The organism is Marimonas lutisalis (assembly GCF_005434965.1).
Classification (GTDB): Bacteria; Pseudomonadota; Alphaproteobacteria; order Rhodobacterales; family Rhodobacteraceae; genus Marimonas_A; species Marimonas_A lutisalis.
This window is the reverse complement of record NZ_SKCI01000001.1, coordinates 40,978-55,009: the sequence shown is the minus strand read 5'-3', so window position 1 is coordinate 55,009 and position 14,032 is coordinate 40,978. Positions and strand designations below refer to the sequence as shown.

13 protein-coding genes and 1 tRNA gene are annotated in these 14,032 nt (G+C 62.4%); 8 read left to right on the top strand and 6 right to left on the bottom strand.

Translation table 11 applies throughout. The annotated features are described in order from the left end of the window. Window positions 1-156 precede the first annotated feature (156 nt). The gene (locus tag E0501_RS00260; RefSeq protein ID WP_137699363.1) at window positions 157-636 is read left to right on the top strand and encodes a UPF0262 family protein; all 480 of its coding nucleotides are present in this window, start codon (window positions 157-159) and stop codon (window positions 634-636) included. Further along, entirely contained in the window at window positions 633-1,103 is a 471-nt protein-coding gene (locus E0501_RS00255) for an arsenate-mycothiol transferase ArsC (RefSeq protein WP_137699362.1), read from the top strand. The genes E0501_RS00260 and E0501_RS00255 overlap by 4 nt, the downstream gene beginning before the upstream one ends. Window positions 1,104-1,370: 267 nt before the next feature. On the opposite strand, the gene E0501_RS00250 is transcribed toward E0501_RS00255, so the two are convergent. Both E0501_RS00250 and E0501_RS00245 read right to left on the bottom strand, forming a co-directional pair. Next, window positions 1,371-1,550, bottom strand: coding sequence for a DUF2783 domain-containing protein (locus E0501_RS00250; RefSeq protein ID WP_137699361.1), 180 nt, complete (start codon window positions 1,548-1,550; stop codon window positions 1,371-1,373). Continuing rightward, window positions 1,547-3,154 (bottom strand): FAD-dependent monooxygenase, encoded by a 1,608-nt coding sequence (locus E0501_RS00245; RefSeq protein WP_137699360.1) that lies wholly within the window; start codon window positions 3,152-3,154, stop codon window positions 1,547-1,549. Before E0501_RS00245 ends, E0501_RS00250 begins: the two co-directional genes overlap by 4 nt. 90 nt (window positions 3,155-3,244) lie before the next feature. Between E0501_RS00245 and E0501_RS00240 the strand changes: the two genes are divergently transcribed. Beyond that, window positions 3,245-3,940: a helix-turn-helix transcriptional regulator gene (locus E0501_RS00240; RefSeq protein ID WP_137699359.1), complete on the top strand. Its 696-nt coding sequence runs from the start codon at window positions 3,245-3,247 to the stop codon at window positions 3,938-3,940. Between the two features lie 234 nt (window positions 3,941-4,174). Here E0501_RS00240 and E0501_RS00235 read toward each other — a convergent pair whose 3' ends face one another. After that, on the bottom strand, window positions 4,175-5,371 hold the full coding sequence (locus tag E0501_RS00235) for a benzoate/H(+) symporter BenE family transporter (RefSeq protein WP_137699358.1): 1,197 nt from the start codon (window positions 5,369-5,371) through the stop codon (window positions 4,175-4,177). A gap of 172 nt (window positions 5,372-5,543) precedes the next feature. Between E0501_RS00235 and E0501_RS00230 the strand changes: the two genes are divergently transcribed. Genes E0501_RS00230 through E0501_RS00220 form a run of 3 tightly spaced genes read left to right on the top strand, consistent with a single transcriptional unit; the run spans window position 5,544 to window position 7,472 of the window. Continuing rightward, entirely contained in the window at window positions 5,544-5,945 is a 402-nt protein-coding gene (locus E0501_RS00230) for a ketosteroid isomerase-related protein (protein WP_137699357.1), read from the top strand. Further along, window positions 5,942-6,526 carry a GNAT family N-acetyltransferase gene (locus tag E0501_RS00225; protein ID WP_137699356.1) on the top strand — a complete coding sequence of 195 codons (585 nt, stop codon included), beginning with the start codon at window positions 5,942-5,944 and terminating at the stop codon, window positions 6,524-6,526. The genes E0501_RS00230 and E0501_RS00225 overlap by 4 nt, the downstream gene beginning before the upstream one ends. Before the next feature lie 19 nt (window positions 6,527-6,545). Next, window positions 6,546-7,472: an ornithine cyclodeaminase family protein gene (locus E0501_RS00220; protein ID WP_137699355.1), complete on the top strand. Its 927-nt coding sequence runs from the start codon at window positions 6,546-6,548 to the stop codon at window positions 7,470-7,472. A 295-nt stretch (window positions 7,473-7,767) separates the two neighbouring features. Here E0501_RS00220 and E0501_RS00215 read toward each other — a convergent pair whose 3' ends face one another. The 3 genes from E0501_RS00215 to E0501_RS00205 form a co-directional block, all read right to left on the bottom strand. After that, window positions 7,768-9,564: an ABC transporter transmembrane domain-containing protein gene (locus E0501_RS00215; RefSeq protein ID WP_137699354.1), complete on the bottom strand. Its 1,797-nt coding sequence runs from the start codon at window positions 9,562-9,564 to the stop codon at window positions 7,768-7,770. A 240-nt stretch (window positions 9,565-9,804) separates the two neighbouring features. After that, window positions 9,805-9,878: transfer RNA gene (locus E0501_RS00210), tRNA-Gly, on the bottom strand. A 446-nt stretch (window positions 9,879-10,324) separates the two neighbouring features. Next, complete coding sequence (locus tag E0501_RS00205) at window positions 10,325-11,395, bottom strand: AraC family transcriptional regulator (RefSeq protein WP_161594514.1); 1,071 nt, start codon at window positions 11,393-11,395, stop codon at window positions 10,325-10,327. A 230-nt stretch (window positions 11,396-11,625) separates the two neighbouring features. On the opposite strand from E0501_RS00205, the gene E0501_RS00200 reads away from it, so the two are divergent. Continuing rightward, entirely contained in the window at window positions 11,626-13,032 is a 1,407-nt protein-coding gene (locus tag E0501_RS00200) for an aldehyde dehydrogenase family protein (protein WP_137699352.1), read from the top strand. Window positions 13,033-13,058: 26 nt separating this feature from the next. Further along, complete coding sequence (locus tag E0501_RS00195; RefSeq protein ID WP_137699351.1) at window positions 13,059-14,000, top strand: tripartite tricarboxylate transporter substrate binding protein; 942 nt, start codon at window positions 13,059-13,061, stop codon at window positions 13,998-14,000. Window positions 14,001-14,032: the final 32 nt, after the last annotated feature.

Genomic DNA, 14,032 nt, shown 5'->3' with positions numbered 1-14,032 from the left:
ACCGAACACGAACAATCCTACGGCAACTGCCCCGTTCTCCAAAGTCAGGTTTCCCCTACCCGACGCGCTCCCGCGTCAGGCTAAAGCGGATTGTCCCGGGCCAACCGCTCAAGTATCACGTGGGGAAACCTGAATCACCGGGAAGGCCTGCGCCCCATGTCCCACATCACCAATATCGCGCTTGACGATTCCAACCTGCCGCCGCCCACGCCCGAGATCGAGCAGGAGCGCAAGGTCGCCATGTTCGACCTGCTGGAAGAAAACAGCTTTACCCTGCCCAGGCGCGATGACCGGATGGTGCCCGACGGCCCCTACCATGTCGATCTGTCGATCCGCGACAAGCGGCTGGTTTTCGACATCGCCACCGAAGCCGGCGAAAAGGCGGCCGAGTTCCACCTGTCGCTGTCGCCCTTCCGCCAGGTGGTCAAGGATTACTGGGCAATCTGCGAAAGCTATTACGACGCGGTGAAAAACATGCCGCCCAGCCAGATCGAAACCATCGACATGGCCCGCCGCGGCATCCACAACGAAGGCGCGCGCATCCTGCAGGAACGCCTCGAAGGCAAGGCCGAGATCGACAACGATACCGCCCGACGCCTCTTCACCCTGGTCTGCGTGCTGCATTTCGGGGGATGAGCGTGGCCGAACCGCTGCCCCAGTCGATCCTGTTTTGCTGCGATCACAACGCGGTGCGCTCGCCCATGGCCGAGGCGATCGCGAAAAAGCTCTACGGCGCGCGCGCCTACCTGCAATCGGCCGGGCTCAAGAACGATCTGGAAATCGACGGCTTCGCTATCGCCGTCTGCGATGAGATCGGCGTGGAGCTTTCCCGCCACCAGTCGCGCAGCTTCGACGAAATGGGCGAATATGGCGACGATCTCAGCTCTTATGACCTGATCGTTGCCCTGTCGCCCGCCAGCCACGCCCGCGCGCAGGACCTGACCCGCCCCTTCCACACCGAGGTGGAATTCTGGCCGATCACCGACCCCACCGCCCAGGGCGAAACCCGCGAACAGAAACTCGACGCCTATCGCCGCACCCGCGACGAGATCATCGAGAACCTGACCCGGCGCTTCGGCGGCCGCTTTGAGACGGAAGAGTAGCTCCACTTACGGCGCGATCGACCGGTCTTGTCATACGGTGACATGCTGCAGGCTTATGGCTTGGCGCTTTGGCGCACAATTCGGCCAGTCGCTACCTGCAAAACGGGCCAAGTCGAGCTTTGTCGCTTGAGTGCCAGGCGGGAGAACCGGCTCATTTTGGTCGTTCACACGCAACACAGCGAACGGCGGCTTGGAGCCCGAAACGGACAGTATGCGCTCGCCCGGAACTTCCGCTGCAGCAGGCGGCAACTGGACAGATGGCCCTACTCAGCTATCGATATTCAGCGCCGCCTCATCGATACGCAGGCAAACACGTTCAGCGTCTCCAAGGTCATGCGACAACAAAAGGGCAAGTTTCGCGAGGAAGAGTTCGCGCTGCGTGTCACCTACAGCGTCAAGTTTCAACGCAAGAGCCTCGTACACGGTTTCAACGTCTCTTGGTGTCATGTCCGGTCTCTCCCAAGGGATCTTTTCAAAGCCTCACATACCAGCGTCGATGAAGGGCGCGTCCAACGCGACACGATATGCCCGTCCGGCCGGACCAGATAGGCGCTTTCAGGACCGGCAGCGAGGACTTCGGCCGCTTCTGAACCGGGCTGCAGCGCGACCGTGGTGAGGTCGCTGTCCGCAACCGTTTCGGCAAGGTCGGGATCAAAGGTGATCAACGTGAACCCTGGGCCTGACAAGTCGGACAAGAAACCGTCACCGACGCGCGCCTCAGGCAATGGTGCTCCAGGCACCGGCCCGCCATAGAAACCCGGGTCGTCGGGCGAAACGATCGGACTGTCGGCATAGGTGTAGGGTGTCATCTGACGCGGGTTGGCGAGCTCTCCGGCGAAGGGGTGGGTCAGCGCAAGGTTCAGGGCCGCGTCCCTCATCAGCTGCCAGCCGGGTGTCGGCGGCGTCATGAAACGGGCCGATTTTGACGCGTTGGCAAAGACATCCAGCGTCGCGCCACGGCGTTCCGGCGTATAGCTGTCCAGAAGTGCCTCCCCGGCTTGGCCCTCGATCATACGAGCCAGTTTCCAAGCGATGTTCTGGGCGTCCGCGAGGCCGTTGTTCAGTCCGCGCACCCCGAAGATCGGCACGATATGAGCACTGTCTCCGATGAAGAAAATCCGTCCGTCGCGGTAGTCGTCGAGAGCAAGCGTGTTGGCTGAATAGACACTCCACCATTCCAACTCCCAGTCGCCAGTGAAACCGAGATCGGCCAAAACCGCGGCCACCGAGGCGCGCACGTTGTCTTCGGCAACAGCGTCTGCTTCGTCCTCGCCGTCGCGGAGTTGATAGTCGATCCGCCAGATGTTGTCGGGCTGCTTGTGCACCAGCACCGTGCCGCCACGCCGGCAATCAGGGTCGAAGAGCGCTCGACGAATGGTGGGATAGTCATGATCCATCTGAACATCGGCAATGACGTACCGGCCTTCGTAGTTCTCCCCCTTGAGGCTCAGCCCCCGCAGTTTGCGAACGCTACTACGGGCGCCGTCTGCTGCGAGCACCCAGTCGGCGGCAATGTCGTAGCTGCCGTTTGGATCGCGCACGGTTAGGCGCACTCCGCCATCGAGATCTTCGATACCCGTCACTTCGCTCTGCCACCGGGTCTCGATCAGCGGTTCGCGTTCTATCGCGTCCCAGAGGTATTGCTCGATGTACTGCTGTTCGATGTTGTACATGGGGCGATACTTCTCGCGCGGACTGTCCGGCATCTCGAATTCCAGGATTTGTTGGCCCCGGTAGAAGCTGCGGCCGGTCGTCCAGCCTAGAGACTTCTCGAGGAACGGTGCGACAGCACCAATACGTTCAAGTATGTAATAGCTCTGGCGCGCAATGCAGATGGCGCGGCTCCCGTCATTGAACGTGGACTTCGCATCAAACATGACGGAAGCAATGCCGTCCCGTGCGAGTGCGAGCGCGGCGGTCAGGCCCACAGGGCCTGCTCCGACGATGGCAACCGGAGCCGAAGCATCCAGGCGCGACCGATCCTTGGGGGCGTCGAAATGCGGGTAGTCGAAATAAAGCGAGTCCGTCTCGGCCCGTCCGGCTGGTCTCATTTGAGCTTCTCCCTCTTTGCAGAGGAGACATAACGAACCAGCCGGAGCAATGTCTGTCCCCTTTTTGGGGGGACATGATATCACTGACGCATGTCTCCGACTGTTCGCAAGATCGACGCCTGTCTCGAAACACTCGGCTCCGATGTCTTCGCGCCGGTCTACGTTGATTTTGTCGCCACACTCGGCGTCGACCAGATCATGGTCTTCTCTATTGAGAGTGACCGCGCGCGCTGTCTGCTTTCATATCACTTCTCTAATACGGCTCTCGCCGGAAAACTTGCCGCGGCCTACCTCGAGGGATCGTTTCAGCGCGACCCCCTACTTCCTGCCCTTCAAGCCGCCGAGCGAAACAGCGTGCAGTTGCGAAGCTTCGACGAGATCGCCAGCGAGATGGACGATGACTATCGCCGCATGTTTTTTGATGCGCCCGGCCTCATGGCCAAGACAACCGTTCTTGCGGTCGGAGAAACGCTGCGCCTGTTCGTCAGCTTCTATTCCTCGGAAGAGTCTTCCGGCGCCTGCGACCCGGATCTCTCGCGCCTCGCCGGACGACTTGCCTTGATGCATTTCGAGCGCACGGAAGAAACCGGCACCCCGGCGCCGCTGACGGTTCTCAGCGACCGCGAGCAGGCAGTGTGCCTGGGTATCCTGTCGGGCCGCAAGACCGAGGCCATTGCAGCCGATCTCGGCGTTGCACCGTCCAGCGTGGTGACCTACCGAAAGCGCGCCTATGGAAAACTGGGGATCACATCGCGCGCGGGCCTGTTTGCTATCTGCTCGGGGTAGATTTGCAGTCGCGTGGGTGCTTACCGACCGAGAACGATAGCTTCGACTCGCTTGGAAGTCCCAGATGCTCCATCTTGCTGCGCGGGCTGCCAATACTCTTGGCCATTGGCCGGTTTGTCCGCACAGCAGCCATAGCCCGATTCTCACCCCATATCCACTACCGGGAAAAGCGGTCGTCGGGTGCGTCGGGCCGCAAATTGGTCCTCATCCCCTGGAAGTTTCTCTCCAGCCGTCTTACCGCCTGCCGAACGCCTCGCGCTCCATCACCAGGCTCGCCAGCACGCCAAAGACCAGCCCCCAGAACGGCGCCCCGATATTGAACACGGGCACCCCCGCCAGCGTCACCAGGAAGGCGATCAGCGCCCCCAGCGGGAAACCCGGGCCAAAGGCCGTCTGGAACGCAGCCTGAAGCGTGCGCAAGAGCGCCAGACCGGCCAGCGTGCTCAGAAACGCCGCCGGCGTGGCCAGAAGCAGGTTCGTGACCGCCGGCGCGAAGATGCCAAAGACGATGGCCAGCCCGCCCAGCAGCACCGCCGCGATCCAGTGCCGTGCCACCTTCCCGCTCGACACCAGGATCGCGTTCGACGGCCCGGTCAGGCATGTGGAGACGCTGCCCAACAGCCCGGTAATGAGCGATGTGCCGCCGCAGGCCGTGGTGATCGCACTCACCGGTGGAGCATGCCCTGCCTGGCGCAGGATCACGATGCCCTGGGCATTCTGCGCCGCGATCACGGTGATCGCCAGCGGCACCACCAGTTCCAGCGCGGCGGCCAGCGAAAACGCAGGCCGATAGAGATGTGGCGCGGCAAAGACGGGTCCGCCGCTGCCCGCTGCCGTGCCACCATCCTGGCTCACCAGGATCACCAGCCCGACCAGCAGAACCCCGATCATCGGTGGAAACCTGTCGCGGACACCGGGCAGCGCCGTCAGCCCGAAAAACGTGGCCGTCATCGCCGCGACCAGCACGAAATCCGTCTCGAAAGCGCGGATCCAGTCGAGCCCGAAGCGCACGAAAACGCCGGCCACCATGCCCATGACGATGGGCATCGGCAACCGAGCCATCGCGACCCTGACCCACCCGGTCAACCCCAGCACCAGCAGCAGCAGACCGGTCAGCAGATAGGCCCCGATCACCTCTTCAAAGCTCAGCGACTGGAGCGCCGTGCCCACCAGGACCGTCCCCGGAATGGTCCAGAAAAACGCCAGCGGCTGACGGTAGAAGGCCGACATCCCGATGGTCAGCACCCCGTTCACCGCGAAGGCCGCAAAGATCCAGGAGGCAAGGTCCGCCTCGCTCAGCCCGCCGCGCACCCCGGCGCTCAGGATGATCGCCACCGGCGCCGAGGCGGCAAACAGGAACGCCACGAAGGCATTGGCCGTCTCGGTCACGGGCAGGCGCATGGGCGCGCTGGCGTCGCTCGGTTCTGTCATGCCGTCCCTGTCGCTTTTCCGGGCCGCCGCGGCGCGGTGCCCTCGCTCGTTCCCGAATGGGTAGCCGTGATGATCGCACAGGGTCAAGAACATGCCCGCATCCGCCCATTGATCTCGCCCGCGTTTTTCACTAGCGATTTCGCGATCCGACCCCTCAGAGATGCGAGGCCCCATGACCGCCACCGACACGATCCGCGCCTATTTCACCGCCTTCAACGCGGGCGATACCGACGGCATGCTCGCCTGCCTCGCCGATGACGTGGCCCACCACGTGAACGAAGGCCAAATCCGCACGGGCAAGGAAAGATTCGCCGATTTTTGCGCGCATATGAGCCGCTGCTACGCCGAAGAACTGACCGACATGGTGATCTTCGAGGCCGAGAACGGCACCCGCGCGGCCGCCGAATACATCGTCAACGGCACCTACCTGGAAACCGATGAAGGGTTGCCCGCGGCCCGCGGCCAGGCCTACCGCCTGCCCGCCGGATCGTTCTTTACGCTGAAAGACGGCCAGATCAGCCGCGTAACCACCTATTACAACCTTGCCGACTGGGTCGCGCAGGTCTCGGCATGATCGCCACGCGCGTCCTGACCGGCGCGGCGCTCGACGCCGCCCTGGACGACGTGGCCCAACTCCGGATCACCGTCTTCCGCGACTGGCCCTATCTCTACGATGGCGATGTTGCGTATGAGCGTGACTACCTGCAATCCTACCGCGACAGCGCCGGGGCGATCCTCGTTGGCGCCTATGATGGTGACAGGCTCGTCGGCGCCTCCACCGGCACGCCAATGGGCGATCATGCCGATGAATTCGCCGCCGCCTTCGCAGGCACCGGGCTCGACCTGTCCGAGATATTCTACTGCGCGGAATCCGTGCTGCTGCCCGCCTATCGCGGCCAGGGACTGGGTCATGCCTTCTTTGACGCGCGCGAGGATCATGCCCGACGCCTCGGCTTCACGAAATCTGCCTTCTGCGGTGTCCTCCGCCCGGATAACCACCCGCTGATGCCGGCCGATTACGCCCCTCTCGACCCCTTCTGGAGAAAGCGCGGCTATGCCCCCCTGCCCGGTGTCGTCGCGCAGTTTCGCTGGAAAGACATCGACCAGCCCGCGGAAACCGATCACCCGCTGCAATTCTGGATGCGAGACCTGTGATCCATGCTAGGGATGAGGCATGACCCTGCCCCATCTCACCGCCGCCGGTCTCGACGCGCTCGGCCTCTCGGCCGCCACGCTCTGCGACGCGATCGAAGAAACGATCCGCGAAGCCGATGCCGGTCGCGCGGCAAGTGCTCCCAAGGCGATGCTCGACCGGCCCGACGGGCGCTACATGATGACGACCATGGCCGCCGATGACCGGTTCATGGTGGTGAAATCCATGGTCCAGAACCCGGCCAACCCGGCCGCGGGCCTGCCCTATATCGACGGGCTCGTCTCCGTGCTCGATGCCCGCACGGGCCAGCCCGTCGCGCTGATCGACGGTCCCTGGCTCACCGCGCGGCGCACCGCCGCGCTCTCGGCCACGGCCGCGCGATACCTCGCGCCACCCCGGGCCCGGGTGCTCGCCATGCTCGGCGCCGGGGTGCAGGCGCACAGCCACCTGCAGGCCCTGGCCGAGCTTTTCCCGCTGCAAGAGCTGCGCATTCTGGGGCGCGGCCAGCCGGGCATCGACCGGCTCGCGGCCGCCGCGCGCGGCCTCGGCCTCGCGCCCCGAATCGCCACCTCGGCGCAAGAGGCCATCGAAGGCGCCGACATCGTGGTCAGCGCGCTCTCGCGCGACGCGGCGCCCTCCGGCGCCATCCGCGCCGACTGGCTCGGGCCCCGCAGCTTCGCCGCGCTGCCCGATCTCGGCCATCACTGGGCGCGCGACAGCCTCTCGCGCCTCTCTCCACTGCTGGTCGACGATCTTGCCCAGGAGGCCTCACTCCCGCCCGGCAAACGCCTCTCTGATCCGGCGCAGGTCGCAGGCGATCTCGCGGACCTCGTCATGGGCCGCCTGACGCCTCGGTCCGGTACCGGGCCTGCGGGCTTCGTCTTTCGCGGCCACGCCCTGGGCGATCTCGCCGCTGCCCGTGCGATCCTCTCCGGCGCGGGTCTCTGACATCACTCAGGTATTGCGCCGCGCCTTCGCGCGTCGCCCGGGGGCGGGGCCTCGCTTCGCTCGGCCCCGCAGCTTCGTCTCCCTTTGGTCCGCCCCAAAGAAGTGGTGCTGCCGGAAAGGTCGCGAAATGAGTATTTTCACCAAGAAAGAGCCAGATCAAATCGGGTCGCTGCCCGCTCTTTCTTGGTCCAAATACTCAATTTCCAGGTCATCACCTATGCACGACATCACGGGTGGGCACAAAGCCCCCTCGGGCAAACGGGGTGGGTGGGCGGGCGTATGGCCGGGGGGGCGGTCAGACGCCCTGCCCGTCGGTGAACTGCAACCGCGCCAGCCGCGCGTAAAGACCGTCCTCGGCCACCAGCGCCTCGTGCGTGCCGATCGAGGCGATACGGCCGGCTTCCATCACCACGATCCGGTCGGCCTTTTTCACCGTTGCCAGCCGGTGCGCCACCACGATCGTCGTGCGATCTTGCGAAAGCTCGTCCACCGCCGCCTGCACCGCGCGTTCGCTTTCGGCATCGAGCGCGCTTGTCGCCTCGTCCAGAAGCAGCACGGGCGCGTCGCGCAGGATCGCCCGCGCAATCGCGATGCGTTGCTTCTGCCCGCCCGAGAGCAGGACGCCGCGTTCGCCAAGCGGGCTGTCATAGCCCTGCGGCAGCGCGTTGATGAATTCGTGCGCGGCGGCGGCCTTCGCGGCCGCCTCGACCTCGGCATCGCTCGCATCCTCGCGGCCGAAGCGGATGTTTTCGCGTGCGGAGGCGGCGAAAATCACCGGGTCCTGTGGCACCAGCGCGATCTCGCGCCGGAAATCGGCCCGTGCCAGCGTCGTCAGGTCCTGACCATCGAGGCAGACACGCCCGCTATCGGGGTCATAGAACCGCTGGATCAGCTGGATGATCGTCGTCTTGCCCGCCCCCGACGGGCCGACCAGGGCCACCGTCTCGCCCGGGGCAATGGTCAGGTTCACGCCATCCAATGCTGCCGTATCGCGCCGCGAGGGATAAGCGAAACGCACGTCCTCGAAGCGAATCTCGCCCTTCACGGGGCGTTTCAGCACCGCCGGCTGCGCCGGGTCGTTCACCGCGTCCTCAGCCTCCAAGAGTTCGACCAACCGCTCGGTCGCGCCCGCGGCGCGCTGCAATTCGCCCCAGATCTCGCTCAGCGCGGCGACCGACCCCGCGACCATCACCGCGTAGATCACGAACTGCACCAGTTGCCCCGAGCTCATCACCCCGCCGCGCACGTCGCGCGCGCCGATCCACAGCACGCCCACAACGCCGGAAAACACCAAAAACATCACCAGCACTGTCATCACCGCGCGCACCGTGATCCGCCGGCGCGCCGCGTCATAGCTTTTTTCGGTCACGTCCGAAAACTCGGTCTGGCTTGCCGCCTCGTGGGTAAAGGCCTGCACCGTCTGCACGCTCAACAGCGCCTCGCTCGCATTGCCCGAGCTTGCCGCGATCCAGTCCTGGTTCTCACGGCTCAGCACGCGCAGCCGCCGACCCATGGTCAGGATCGGCACGATCACCAGCGGCACGATCAGCAGGACAAGCCCGGTCAGCTTGGCCGAGGTGAAAAGCATCAGCACCAGGCCGCCAAGGAAAATCAGCACATTGCGCAGCGCCACCGAGATGGACGAGCCGATCACGCTCAGAATCAGTGTGGTGTCGGTGGTAATCCGGCTCAGCACCTCGCCGGTCATGACGTTTTCGAAGAAACCCGGGCTCATCCCCACGACGCGGTCGAACACCGCCTTGCGGATATCGGCCACCACGCGCTCACCCAGGCGGGTGACCAGCGCATAGCGCAGCCCCGTGCCCAGAGCCAGAAGACCCGCGATCACCACCGCGGCGCCGAAATACTTGTCGAGAAGCGCATCGCTTTCCGTGCCGAAATTGTCGACCACGCGGCGCACCGCCATCGGTAGCGCCAGCGACAGCCCCGCCGTCAGCATCAGTGCCAGCCCCGCCAGAGCCACCAGCACGCGATAGGGCGCCAGGAACGGCCCCAGCCCCTTCAATGCGCCCACGCGTTTCGATTTCTCGCGCTCCGCCTCGCCTGCCTGCGGCGTCACTCCCCTCGCCATGCGCGGCTCCTGTTCGTCTCTTGCGTTGCCGGGCTTCATGGCGGCGCAACCCGCGCGGGTCAAGCCACGTCTTGCCGCAGTGTGCCGGAAATCAGGGGATCGCTGGAGCGGGCAGCGGGAATCGAACCCGCACCAAGAGCTTGGAAGGCAAGCGATCATAACTCACATTATCTATTTTTTTCAATGGGATAAAAATCAAGAATCCTACATTTTGCAGGAAATTTGCAGGAAAGAAATTTCTGGAGCGGGTAGACGGAATCGAACCGACATAGCCTGCTTGGAAGGCAGGGGCTTTACCATTAAGCTATACCCGCTCAAGACCTTTGTCTGCTTAGTTCAACGTTAAGATTAGGTCAAGCTACAAGTCCGATACCGGTCCATAGCAGACATTCAGGCATTGCGCCGCGAACGGCGGCTAAGAGCCCAAAATCACGAATGCTGCGATATACATACATAGCCGCGAACCGCAGAAAGCCGACATTGGCGTGGGCAGGGGCGGACCAAGGTCGCCTTTTGCCAAGTGAGTTCCGTGCTGCAGTGCAGTCCGTCGAACCAGCCATTCGCTGCAATCGCACAATCTTTCATCCACCTAGCATACGGACGCAGGATTAAAGGGACTTTCGTTTGACTAATTGCATCCAACGCGAACTGAACTTGTCAGGTTTTGGTATCGCTCCCACCTCTCATTTTCGAGACTTGAGCTTTTCGTCGGTTGAGTAGCGCTTGCGGATGGCTTGGAAGATGGCTTGTTCGACCTGCCCTAGACTTTCCCATTTGTACTGGCGTTGGACAAAGCCTTTCGATAGCTCCCTGGCGCGTGGCCAGTCCATTTCTTAAATGCATGACGGAAGTTCGATGGTTCCACGTAGCCAAGAACGAATGCGATTTCGTCAATTGAGATCGAAGACTCGGTCAGGTAATTCTTCGCGATTGTAAGCCTTGTCTCGTCGCGGATTTCCGTGAAAGACGAGCCTTCTTGTCGTAGCTTTCGTCGCAATGATCTACCGGACAGGTTCAATTCTGACGCGACCTCTTCCAGAGTTATGCCGTCGGCGATTTTTTCTCGAATAAGACGTCTGGTGGCACCGGAGACACCCGTGTAGCTGTCGATCCGAGCAATCTGACGCCGACACATTTCAACGCATTCGGCTTCGGTTTCAGAATCGGCATAGGGCTGTTTCAAAGAAAGAAGCTGTGGATCGAGCCGCATCTCGATGCTGTCCATGCCATGCCGTACAGGGCAGCTGAAATAGTCTTGGTAGTACGGCAGGTCGCTCTCGGAAACGTCATCAAGCCAGAGTTCTCTTAACTCGAAGGCGCCTTTGGTCGTGCGCTTCATGAGCGCGAGGTTCCCACCAAGCATCTCGGCAATCGCCACCCGGCGCGCGGGGCCAGAGGTGATGACGTTCACCGCGACCCAGCGCGCGACATCCTTGCCTTCCACGAGGGCCATCATTGCGATTGGTCCAATCACGTTGAAATACGTATTGAAATTGCACAACGCGTCCCGAACCGTGGCAGAGGATCGTATTGCGTATCCCCAGGAACCGTGGTGATGGGGTTGAATTCTTGATCCGTGCAACAGGGCTAGGCGCGTGCAGTCCTTCAACTGTCCGATGTTCTCGTAGATCTTGATCTGCTGCGCCAGGGAAATCCTGTTGGCGGGGTTCGCTAGGTAACTCACCGATAGTTCCGTTCCCTCTAGCGCAATGCGCGGGTCTATGCCTTCTTCGGACAGGGTTTCCAGAAACAGGTTGGCATAGATCGCGGGTTCGATCGGGGCATAGATGTCGAGATCACTGACATTGCTGGGGCCCGTCATCGGATCCATCGGGTCGCAAACCTCTCTTGATTTTTGCTCTGGCATTGGTCGTCCCACGCAGAAGGGCGCGCGCGACTTGCCGTAGGAGGGTATTTTATGGATATTCTGGCCGCTTTCCACATATATTCGTCCGAACCTACGATAAAACCCGTCCGAGCCGCTGCTAGGCTGGGTCGGAAAGACATCGGAGTGGTGAGACGAACTGCCCGACACGAACGCATTTCAACGGGGAGAACGACATGAAAGACTTTGGTATCATCTTGAATGGCTCGGCGCATAGCGTTTCGGGGACATTCGACGTGCTCAATCCCGCGGACGGGTCGCTGGTGGGGCGTGCTCCGGGCGCCGGCGTCGAAGAACTGAACGCCGCCGTGGCCGCCGCAGCGCAAGCCTTTCCCGCGTGGTCGGCCCTTTCGGACGAGGACCGCAAGGCCGCTTGTCACGCTGCCGCCGCCAAGATCGAAGAACACTCGGAGGAACTCGCGGAACTGCTGACCCGCGAGCAGGGCAAGCCGCTCAACGGTCTGGGGTCGCGGTTCGAGCTGGGCGGGGCCGGGGCCTGGGCCCACTACACCGCCGATTTGGAGATGCCGGTCAAGGTGCTTCAGGACAACAACGAGGGTCGGGTGGAACTGCACCGCAAGCCCATCGGCGTGGTCGGGTCGATCACGCCCTGGAACTGGCCGGTCATGATTGCCGTGTGGCATATCCTTCCAGCCATTCGCGCTGGCAACACTGTGGTCAACAAGCCCGCACCTCAGACGCCACTTTCGACCCTGCGCATGGTCGAATTGATGAACGAGGTTCTACCAGCAGGCGTGGTGAACTGCGTGTCCGGCGACGATGCCCTTGGCAAGGCGATGTCGGAACATGAAGGCATTGGTAAAATCATCTTCACCGGCTCTTGCGCGACCGGCAAGAAGGTCATGGCGAGCGCCTCGGAAACGCTCAAGCGGTTGACTCTGGAACTAGGCGGAAATGATGCCGGTATCGTGCTACCTGATGTCGATCCCAGGCAGATCGCAGAGGGGCTTTTTTGGGGGGCATTCATCAATAGCGGCCAGACTTGCGCGGCGCTGAAGCGGCTTTACGTCCACGAGGATGTGCACGATGCGGTTTGCGAGGAACTCGTGGCCTTTGCCCGGAACATTCCCATGGGCAACGGGCTTGACGAAAACAGCATCCTTGGCCCGGTACAAAACCGGGAACAGTTCCAGATCGTCGCGAATCTCGTATCGGAGGCCATGGCAGGCGGAGGCACAGTGCTGATGGGTGCCGATCCCGATGGCGGCGACAGCCTTTTCTATCCGGTGACGATCCTGTCGGACATGAAGAACGGCGATCGGCTGGTGGACGAAGAACAGTTCGGTCCCGCCCTGCCGATTGTCCGGTACTCTGATATCGACGAGGCCATCCGCATGGCCAATGACAACCCCAACGGGCTGGGCGGATCCGTCTGGTCCAACGATATCGAACGCGCCAAAGAGATCGCCGGTCGGATGGAATGCGGATCGGTCTGGATCAACAGGCATGGCACCATCCAACCCAACGCCCCCTTTGGTGGTGTCAAGAACTCGGGCGTCGGTGTCGAGTTCGGGGAAGAAGGACTTTTCGAAAACACCAACATCCAGACCGTCTTCTGTTAAATGTCTGGACAACAGGGAGAAATAGCATGAAAAATACCATCGCAGCACTCGGCCTCGCGGTCGCCGCTACAGTAGGTCTTTCGTCGGCGGTGATAGCGGCCGACTATCCCCAGCGCCCCGTGACCATGATCCTGCCTTGGCCGCCCGGGGACGTGGATGACCAGCTTCTTCGGGTCATCGCGGATGCGTTTTCGCAGGAGACCGGCGTCCCGGCCAAGGTCGTCAACAGGCCCGGCGGGTTCGGCATCGAAGGCGCACAGGCATTGGCGTCGTCGCGTGCCGACGGCTATACAGTCGCCAACCTGCTGATCGACATTCCGACTAGCTACATCATCCAGGATGTCGCGCCTTACAAGGCAGAGGATTTCGAGGTGATTGGCCTTTTCATGAACTTCCCCTTCGTGCTGGCGGCCCCGGCCGACGCGCCGTACTCGACCCTGGCCGAGATGGCAGACTATGCGAAATCGAATCCCGTACGCTTTGCGCATTTCGGGTTTGAAACGATCCCGGCGCAACAGACCTTCGAGGCCGCGCGCCAACTGGGTTTCGAGTTCGCGACTGAGACTGGCTATGACATCACCGATTGCGCGACGCTCGCCAATGGCGATGCGGATGTCATGAATGCCACGCTTGGCTGGGTCTTGCCCTGTCTCGACGAGCTCAAGGTTCTGGCCGCATACACCGAGAAGCCGATTTCGCTTTTCCCGGACGCACCGCTGCTGCGCGACCAGATGCAGGGGCCGACCTTTCCGCTGTGGAGCGGTCTGTTTGTCCCGGCCGGTACACCGCAAGAGGTGAAGGACAAGATCGCCAGGATCGCCGAAGCGGCGATGAAATCCGAAAAGGCGCATGAGATTGCCAAGCAAACCGGCGTTGAAGTCTACTGGCTTGGGGCTGAAGAGTCCAAGGCGCGGATCGCCCAGGACTATGCGGAGATCAAGGCCCTATTCGAAAAAATGGGCAAGTAGAGCGCGCATTTCGGGGGTGGCATTAAAGGCCA

What these genes read in the sequence shown, in the direction of transcription:
- E0501_RS00225 (WP_137699356.1), top strand. Translation starts at nt 5,942, where the DNA reads ATGATCGCCACGCGCGTCCTGACCGGCGCGGCGCTCGACGCCGCCCTG.
- E0501_RS00220 (WP_137699355.1), top strand. Translation starts at nt 6,546, where the DNA reads ATGACCCTGCCCCATCTCACCGCCGCCGGTCTCGACGCGCTCGGCCTC.
- E0501_RS00195 (WP_137699351.1), top strand. Translation starts at nt 13,059, where the DNA reads ATGAAAAATACCATCGCAGCACTCGGCCTCGCGGTCGCCGCTACAGTA.
- E0501_RS00255 (WP_137699362.1), top strand. Translation starts at nt 633, where the DNA reads ATGAGCGTGGCCGAACCGCTGCCCCAGTCGATCCTGTTTTGCTGCGAT.
- E0501_RS00200 (WP_137699352.1), top strand. Translation starts at nt 11,626, where the DNA reads ATGAAAGACTTTGGTATCATCTTGAATGGCTCGGCGCATAGCGTTTCG.
- E0501_RS00235 (WP_137699358.1), bottom strand. Translation starts at nt 5,371, where the DNA reads ATGACAGAACCGAGCGACGCCAGCGCGCCCATGCGCCTGCCCGTGACC.
- E0501_RS00260 (WP_137699363.1), top strand. Translation starts at nt 157, where the DNA reads ATGTCCCACATCACCAATATCGCGCTTGACGATTCCAACCTGCCGCCG.
- E0501_RS00250 (WP_137699361.1), bottom strand. Translation starts at nt 1,550, where the DNA reads ATGACACCAAGAGACGTTGAAACCGTGTACGAGGCTCTTGCGTTGAAA.
- E0501_RS00240 (WP_137699359.1), top strand. Translation starts at nt 3,245, where the DNA reads ATGTCTCCGACTGTTCGCAAGATCGACGCCTGTCTCGAAACACTCGGC.
- E0501_RS00245 (WP_137699360.1), bottom strand. Translation starts at nt 3,154, where the DNA reads ATGAGACCAGCCGGACGGGCCGAGACGGACTCGCTTTATTTCGACTAC.
- E0501_RS00230 (WP_137699357.1), top strand. Translation starts at nt 5,544, where the DNA reads ATGACCGCCACCGACACGATCCGCGCCTATTTCACCGCCTTCAACGCG.
- E0501_RS00205 (WP_161594514.1), bottom strand. Translation starts at nt 11,395, where the DNA reads ATGGATCCGATGACGGGCCCCAGCAATGTCAGTGATCTCGACATCTAT.
- E0501_RS00215 (WP_137699354.1), bottom strand. Translation starts at nt 9,564, where the DNA reads ATGGCGAGGGGAGTGACGCCGCAGGCAGGCGAGGCGGAGCGCGAGAAA.